Annotated in this window: 9 protein-coding genes; 7 read left to right on the plus strand and 2 right to left on the minus strand. The window is 71.6% G+C overall.

The features are described from left to right. Positions 1-185: 185 nt before the first annotated feature. Positions 186-1,400, plus strand: coding sequence for a phosphatidylserine/phosphatidylglycerophosphate/cardiolipin synthase family protein (locus ACFXGX_RS23905; protein WP_384794684.1), 1,215 nt, complete (start codon positions 186-188; stop codon positions 1,398-1,400). Between the two features lie 49 nt (positions 1,401-1,449). Here ACFXGX_RS23905 and ACFXGX_RS23910 read toward each other — a convergent pair whose 3' ends face one another. Beyond that, positions 1,450-2,154 (minus strand): GAF and ANTAR domain-containing protein, encoded by a 705-nt coding sequence (locus ACFXGX_RS23910; RefSeq protein ID WP_384794686.1) that lies wholly within the window; start codon positions 2,152-2,154, stop codon positions 1,450-1,452. Between the two features lie 274 nt (positions 2,155-2,428). Between ACFXGX_RS23910 and ACFXGX_RS23915 the strand changes: the two genes are divergently transcribed. The 4 genes from ACFXGX_RS23915 to ACFXGX_RS23930 all read left to right on the plus strand — a co-directional run bounded on the left by ACFXGX_RS23915 (position 2,429) and on the right by ACFXGX_RS23930 (position 4,232). Continuing rightward, a complete protein-coding gene (locus ACFXGX_RS23915) occupies positions 2,429-2,689 on the plus strand; it encodes a WhiB family transcriptional regulator (protein WP_384794688.1) in 261 nt (86 codons plus the stop codon). Positions 2,690-2,849: 160 nt separating this feature from the next. Then, entirely contained in the window at positions 2,850-3,233 is a 384-nt protein-coding gene (locus tag ACFXGX_RS23920; protein WP_384794710.1) for an ATP-binding protein, read from the plus strand. Between the two features lie 110 nt (positions 3,234-3,343). Continuing rightward, positions 3,344-3,664 (plus strand): hypothetical protein, encoded by a 321-nt coding sequence (locus tag ACFXGX_RS23925; RefSeq protein ID WP_384794690.1) that lies wholly within the window; start codon positions 3,344-3,346, stop codon positions 3,662-3,664. Between the two features lie 169 nt (positions 3,665-3,833). Then, positions 3,834-4,232, plus strand: coding sequence for a hypothetical protein (locus ACFXGX_RS23930; protein ID WP_384794712.1), 399 nt, complete (start codon positions 3,834-3,836; stop codon positions 4,230-4,232). A 189-nt stretch (positions 4,233-4,421) separates the two neighbouring features. On the opposite strand, the gene ACFXGX_RS23935 is transcribed toward ACFXGX_RS23930, so the two are convergent. Beyond that, positions 4,422-4,877, minus strand: a complete 456-nt coding sequence (locus ACFXGX_RS23935; RefSeq protein ID WP_384794692.1) for an ATP-binding protein — start codon at positions 4,875-4,877, stop codon at positions 4,422-4,424. 338 nt (positions 4,878-5,215) lie between these two features. Between ACFXGX_RS23935 and ACFXGX_RS23940 the strand changes: the two genes are divergently transcribed. Together ACFXGX_RS23940 and ACFXGX_RS23945 are read left to right on the plus strand one after the other, a co-directional pair. Next, a complete protein-coding gene (locus tag ACFXGX_RS23940; RefSeq protein WP_382778831.1) occupies positions 5,216-5,596 on the plus strand; it encodes a DoxX family protein in 381 nt (126 codons plus the stop codon). After that, the gene (locus ACFXGX_RS23945; protein WP_384794694.1) at positions 5,593-6,060 is read left to right on the plus strand and encodes a peroxiredoxin; all 468 of its coding nucleotides are present in this window, start codon (positions 5,593-5,595) and stop codon (positions 6,058-6,060) included. The genes ACFXGX_RS23940 and ACFXGX_RS23945 overlap by 4 nt, the downstream gene beginning before the upstream one ends. The last annotated feature ends 122 nt before the right edge of the window (positions 6,061-6,182 follow it).

The following is a 6,182-nucleotide window of genomic DNA, read 5'->3' on the forward strand; positions in this document are numbered from 1 at the left end:
AGCGTCGTCCCGCACGCCTCGCCGGGGGGGCCCCCGACCACGCGCGGCGGGGCCACCCCCACCCCCACCCCCGCGCCCGCCCCCCCCCCCACCCCAGCACCGCACGGCGCCCGCCGAGGCGACGAGGCGGGACGCGATACGCGTCAAGGACAGGCGGATGCGCCACGGACAACAGGAGACGGCGAATGTCCCAGATCATCGCGGCACGAGCCGAGGGCTACGGAACGGTTGACCCGGCGGAGGCACGGCGCCGCAAGCAGCGGTTCCGCAGACGTCTGGAGCGTCTGATCGGCATCGCCGCCACGGAGGGGAACGAACTGGTTCCCCTGCGGAACGGCGACCGGATCTTCGCCGCGATGCTCGACGCCGTGCGTTCCGCCGAGCACACCATCGACATGATGACCTTCGTCTACTGGCGCGGGCAGATCGCCCGCGACTTCGCCGCCGCGCTGGCCGACCGGGCTCGGGCGGGTGTCAGGGTGCGGCTCCTGCTGGACGGCTTCGGCGCGAAGCGGATCGAGGGGGACCTGCTGCGCTCCATGACCGCGGCAGGCGTGCAGGTCGCGTGGTTCCGCAAGCCGCTGTGGCTCTCGCCGCTGAAGCAGAACCACCGCTGTCACCGCAAGGCACTCGTCGTGGACGAGCACACGGCGTTCACCGGCGGCGTGGGCATCGCCGAGGAGTGGTGCGGGGACGCCCGCGGTCCCGCCGAGTGGCGGGACACCCACGTCAAGGTGCGGGGGCCCGCCGTGGACGGCATCGCCGCCGCGTTCGCGCAGAACTGGGCGGAGTGCCACGACGAGCTCTTCGACGACCGGGACCGTTTCACCGGGCACGGCCAGCCGGGTACCGCGACCGTGCAGGTGGTGCGGGGCTCCGCCAGTTTCGGCTGGCAGGACATGCAGACCCTCATCAGGGTGATGCTCACCTCGGCCGAGGAACGCTTCCGCCTCGCCACCGCCTACTTCGCCCCGGACACCTACTTCGTGGACCTGCTGTGCGCGACGGCGCGGCGCGGTGTCCGGGTGGAGATCCTGCTGCCCGGTCCGCACACCGACCAGCGGGCCTGTCAGCTCGCCGGCCAGAACCACTACGGCGCGCTGCTGGCCGCCGGTGTCGAGATACGCCAGTACCAGCCGACCATGCTCCACACCAAGATCATGACCGTGGACGGCGTGGCCTCCCTGATCGGCAGCACCAACTTCAACCGCCGCTCGATGGAGCACGACGAGGAGGTCATGCTTGCCGTTCTCGACGAGGCGTTCACCACGGCCCTCGACGAGGACTTCGACGAGGACCGGGAGAACGCCGTGGGCATCGAACCGGCCCGCTGGGGGCACAGGTCGCCGGTCCAGCGCGCCAAGGAGCTGGCCGTCGTACCCCTGCGCCGCTTCCTCTGACCCCGACCGGGCCGACCGGACCCGACCGAACTGGGGATCGCAGAGGCCGTCAGCGGGGGCGTTCGCCCGTCTCGCAGACCTTGCGGGCGACCTCCCGCAGTTTGATGTTGTGGTCCTGGGAGGCCTTCTTCAGCACGGCGAAGGCCTCATCCTCGCCGAGGCCGTGCCGCTCCATGAGGATGCCCATCGCCTCACCGATCTCATGGCGGGTCTCCAGGGCGTCACCCAACTGCTGGTGCGTGCGGGCCGAGGACAGGGCGACCGCGGCGTGCGAGGCCAGCACCCATCCGGCGCGCTGAGCCGACTCGTCGAACATGTTCGGCCGACGCGAGTACACATTGAGGGCGCCGAGTGCGTCGTCGTCGGTGAAAAGAAGGAAGCCCATCATGCTGCCCATGCCCAACTTCCTCAGCTCGGGCGCGAAGCGGGACCACTTCTCGTGCGGCCGGCGCAGGTCCTCGATGGCGTAGAGCTGCTCCCGCTCGGTCACCGCGTCGAAGCACGGGCCCTCCCGCAGCTCCTGCTGGATCCGGTCCGCCTGACGCACGACGTCACTGGTCGCGGCCAGCGCTTTGACCTCACCGCGGCGGACGGTGAGGATGCCGCCCTCGTCGCAGCCGTTGATCAGCACCTTCGCGTGCTCCACGATCCGGTCCAGGGTCGCCTGCACGGTGTCCTGCGCCAGCAGATCCCGCGCCATGTCCGCCAGGGCGACGGCAAATTTCTCCCAGACCTCGCCGGACTCCTGCGCCATGGGCCATCCGTTCATCCGTCGAGACAGTCGAAGCCGAACCGGCCGTCACCCGGGATTCCATCTTGCCACCCCGGTGCGCGCCCGCCGCGGCGGGCGAGTGACATCGGTTCGTCGGCCCGGGGGAATCCCGTCGCACGGCGCGGCCGACACGTGCGGCCGCTCCAGTATCCACGGGATCTTTGCACGGCTCGCCTGTTTCATCCGGTGCATCAGGGGTGACCCGAGAAGGAACCGGATTCCGGAGAACGCGCTCCATTCGATCAGGAGGTTCCTCATGGAGAACTGGCGCGAAGACGCGTCTTGCCGCACCGTTGACCCCGATCTGTTCTTCCCCATCGGGAGTACCGGCCCCGCGGTGCTCCAGATCCAGGAGGCGAAGGCGGTCTGCGCGGGCTGCCCGGTCCGTGAGGAATGCCTGCGCTGGGCCCTGGACACGGGCCAGACCGTCGGCGTCTGGGGTGGCACGAGCGAGGCGGAACGGCGCGCACTGGCACGGCGCCGCTCCCGCCGGCGCTCCCAGAACACCTCCGCGTAGGCAGAAGGGGCAGCACCGGGCCGCACCACTGGGCCGGGTTCGGCGCAGGTGACCGGGTCGCGACGCAGCGAGAGGCATTCCGTCGACGAGATCCGAAACGAAGGGCACGATGGAGATCGATCCGAGCCGGAACAGCAAGTCGTCATCCGCGGAACTGGGGATGCTCACCAGCGCGTTCGGCGGGGAGCTGCGCAACGTGACCGACGCGCGGCTGGCTGCGGAGAGCTATCTGCGTGCCCTCGCACGAGCCACACCGCCCTCGGCGGCCGAGCACTGGGACGACATCCTGCTGGTGGTCACCGAACTCGCGGCGAACACGATCCAGTACGCTCCCGGCCCCTTCGAGCTCCAGATGCGCCCCACCATCGACGGTGTGCACGTGACGCTCCACGACACCAGCACCACCCCGCCCGCGCCGCGCCGCTTCCGCCCGTCCCAGGGCGGAGGCGGCATCGGCTGGCATCTGGTCCACGCGCTCTGCGACCAGGTGAGTGTGATCGTGCGTCCCGACGGCAAGGACGTCCACGCGTTCCTGCCCTGGTGACGGACCGGCGCCCACGGCCGCGCGCGCCGACGCGGAGGTGTCGTACGGCGTGACCTGGGCACCCGGTTCCCGTGAAGGAAGCTGTCCCGTCGCACGATCGAGGTGGAGCGTTGAGTCCAGAGCCGGAACTGTCCGAGCCGGAACCGTCCGAGCGGGAGCACGCCGCGTGGGACCGGGTGCGCCACGCCGCCACGGGGATGAACCATCACCGGGCGAAGGCGGCCCTCGACGACGCGAGAAAGGCGGCCGAGGACGCTTCGTCCGACGGCGCGACGGCACCCGACGCGCGGACGGAGGTGGAGGAGTGGGAACGGATCACCGAGGCCCTGGCCGACCACGCCGGATCGTACGACCCCGCCACGGACCCCTTCGTCCAGGGGCAGCTCACCGCCCGCGCCCATCGCGCGCAGGCATCCGGGCGGCGCGGCTGAGCGCTGTTCCGCCCACGATGTCAGTCCCGTACGGAACAATGCTGGTCAGCCAGACAAGCACCGCACCCGTGCCGTGTGATCCCGTCCGTCCGTCGAAAGGCCGCCCGCACATGACGCCGACCCCGCACCTCCGTGCCGTGCCGCGAGCGCCGATCGGAGGCCGGTGACCATGCTGCGGCCGCTGCCCCGCACGCACGCCCCGCTCGGCCCCGAAGGCGCCGAGATCCTGCGGCTGATCACCCAGCGGCGGTTCCCCGTCCGCCTCACGGTGCACGCGAACGGCCGCCGTCGGTACGGGTATTGGCTCCCCTTCGACCCCGCGACCGGACGCGGCGGCTGCTATGTGGCGCTGCCCACCGGTGAATGCGACGCGCTGCACGCGGCGGGCCGGATCGTGCTGGGTGACGCGCTCGTCGACCCCGCGAAGACCACATTCACGGTCCAGGCCGCGGCACGTTCGACCGCCACGGGCCGGAGCGACGCCACCCCTCGGAGCGAGGCACCGGGGCGGACCCGACGGAGCGGGGCCATGGATTCGGGCATCTTTCGACATGCCCTGACGGCCTGACGGCCTGACCCACTGTCCTGGACGGGCCACCCCGGCTCAACGCCCGACTCACCGTCCCGCCCGGCCACCCCGGCTCAACGCCTGACCCACTGTCCCGGACGGGCCACCCCGGCTCAACGCCTGACCCAGTGTCCCGGACGGCCACACCGGCTCAGCGCCTGCCCTGCCACTCCCGTTCGGGCACGCCGTTCAGCGCCGTGAGCCGGCCGACAGCGGTACCTCGGCGGTGATGCGCTTGCCTCCGGTCCGCAGGTTCGCGACGACGACGTCACTGGCCAGCGCGCAGACGATCATCCAGCCGCGGCCGCCGACCCGCATCCGGCCGACGTCGTCGAACTGATCACCCGCCACGGGCAGTTGATCGCTCCGGTCGCTCACGGACAGCCGCACCGCCCGCTCGGTCGGCGTGACCTCGAACCCGGTGACTCCGCCTCCGTGGAGCATCGCGTTGGTGACCAGCTCGGAGGCGACCAGCAGGGCGTCGCCGATGGCGTCCTCGTCGTGACGGGTGAGGCCGCCGGGCCGGCCCGCGAGGGCGTACCTGACCGCCTGCCGCACGTCGGCGGGGCTGCCGGGGGCCGTCGAGACCACCTGTCGGGCACCGGCCACCGTGTCGGTGGCGGACCTCTGAACCTGCCGGCACATCCTTCGTTCCTCCGTTCCAGGCCGAATCCGGGGCCCGTCGTGGCACGCGCGGCGGGCCCTGAGGAATCGCGGCCACGCTGTTCGCCGCGATACGTCGTCGGCCTTTCCACGTCCTCGCTTCTCGGCCAGGACGGGTCACTTCTACAGCTCACCGTGAAGGGCGTTCCCAAACCTGGACGTTCACGCATCCACCGGACGTCGCGGTGCCGGCCCCGCTCCCCGGCCCGGCGAGGGCACGCGAACGCCACCCGATGCACAGGCGGCTGACACATCCCACCTGTACCACTGGCACTTACCCTGCAGTAATATCCGCGGGGCAGGCCCCCCGAGGAGGAACCGTGCCACGGCCCGAACGATCGCCCTTGCTGCTCGCAGGCCTTCTGGCCACCGCGGGCGTCGCCCACTTCGCCGCACCACGACAGTTCGACGCCATCGTCCCGCGCGCCCTGCCGGGAGCACCCAGGACCTGGACGTACGTGAGCGGCGCCGCCGAACTCGCCCTGGCGGCCGGGGTGGCACTCCCCCGGACGCGCCGGGTCGCCGCGCTCGCCACCGCCGCGTTCTTCGTCGGGGTCTTCCCCGCCAACGTCAAGATGGCCGCGGACTGGCGCGGGCGCCCCGCGCCGCTCCGGGCCGCGGCTCTCGCACGGCTTCCGCTCCAGGTGCCCCTCGTGCTGTGGGCGCGCGGAGTCGCCCGGTCCGGAAAGGGACAGTCATGACATCTCAGGTGAACGTGGGCGACCAGGTCGAGGACTTCACGCTGCCGGACGAGACCGGCGCCATGCGGAGCCTGTCCGAACTGCTGACCGAGGGACCGGTGGTGCTCTTCTTCTATCCCGCTGCCCTCACCGCCGGCTGCACCGCCGAGGCCTGCCACTTCCGCGATCTGGCCGCCGAGTTCACGGCCGCCGGCGCGCGGCCGGTCGGGATCAGCGGTGACGCGGTCGACCGGCAGCAGGAGTTCGCCGACCGTCACACGCTCGGCTTCCCCCTGCTGTCCGACGTCGACGGAACCGTGCGGGAGCGGTTCGGGGTGAAGCGGGGCTTCTCGCTCGCCCCCACCAAGCGGGTCACCTTCGTCATAGCGGCCGACCGCACCGTCCTGGAGGTCGTCCGCAGCGAACTGCGCATGAGCGCTCACGCCGACCGCGCTCTGGCCGCGCTGCGCGAGCACAAGGGCTGAAAGGCCCGGGGCGCGGTCGCGCCCGGCCCCGAACGGAGTGTTTGGCGGGGGGCCCCGGCCGCCTGGTGTGGGGGGGGGCGCGTTGTGGTGGGTGTCTCTGGGTGTGGGGGGGGGGGCGCCAA

It is taken from the genome of Streptomyces sp. NPDC059371, from assembly GCF_042751995.1.
GTDB lineage: Bacteria > Actinomycetota > Actinomycetes > Streptomycetales > Streptomycetaceae > Streptomyces.

Coding starts and splice junctions, on each gene's coding strand:
- ACFXGX_RS23920 (WP_384794710.1), top strand. CDS start 2,850: ATGCTCACCAGCGCGTTCGGCGGGGAGCTGCGCAACGTGACCGACGCG.
- ACFXGX_RS23910 (WP_384794686.1), bottom strand. CDS start 2,154: ATGGCGCAGGAGTCCGGCGAGGTCTGGGAGAAATTTGCCGTCGCCCTG.
- ACFXGX_RS23935 (WP_384794692.1), bottom strand. CDS start 4,877: ATGTGCCGGCAGGTTCAGAGGTCCGCCACCGACACGGTGGCCGGTGCC.
- ACFXGX_RS23915 (WP_384794688.1), top strand. CDS start 2,429: ATGGAGAACTGGCGCGAAGACGCGTCTTGCCGCACCGTTGACCCCGAT.
- ACFXGX_RS23945 (WP_384794694.1), top strand. CDS start 5,593: ATGACATCTCAGGTGAACGTGGGCGACCAGGTCGAGGACTTCACGCTG.
- ACFXGX_RS23905 (WP_384794684.1), top strand. CDS start 186: ATGTCCCAGATCATCGCGGCACGAGCCGAGGGCTACGGAACGGTTGAC.
- ACFXGX_RS23930 (WP_384794712.1), top strand. CDS start 3,834: ATGCTGCGGCCGCTGCCCCGCACGCACGCCCCGCTCGGCCCCGAAGGC.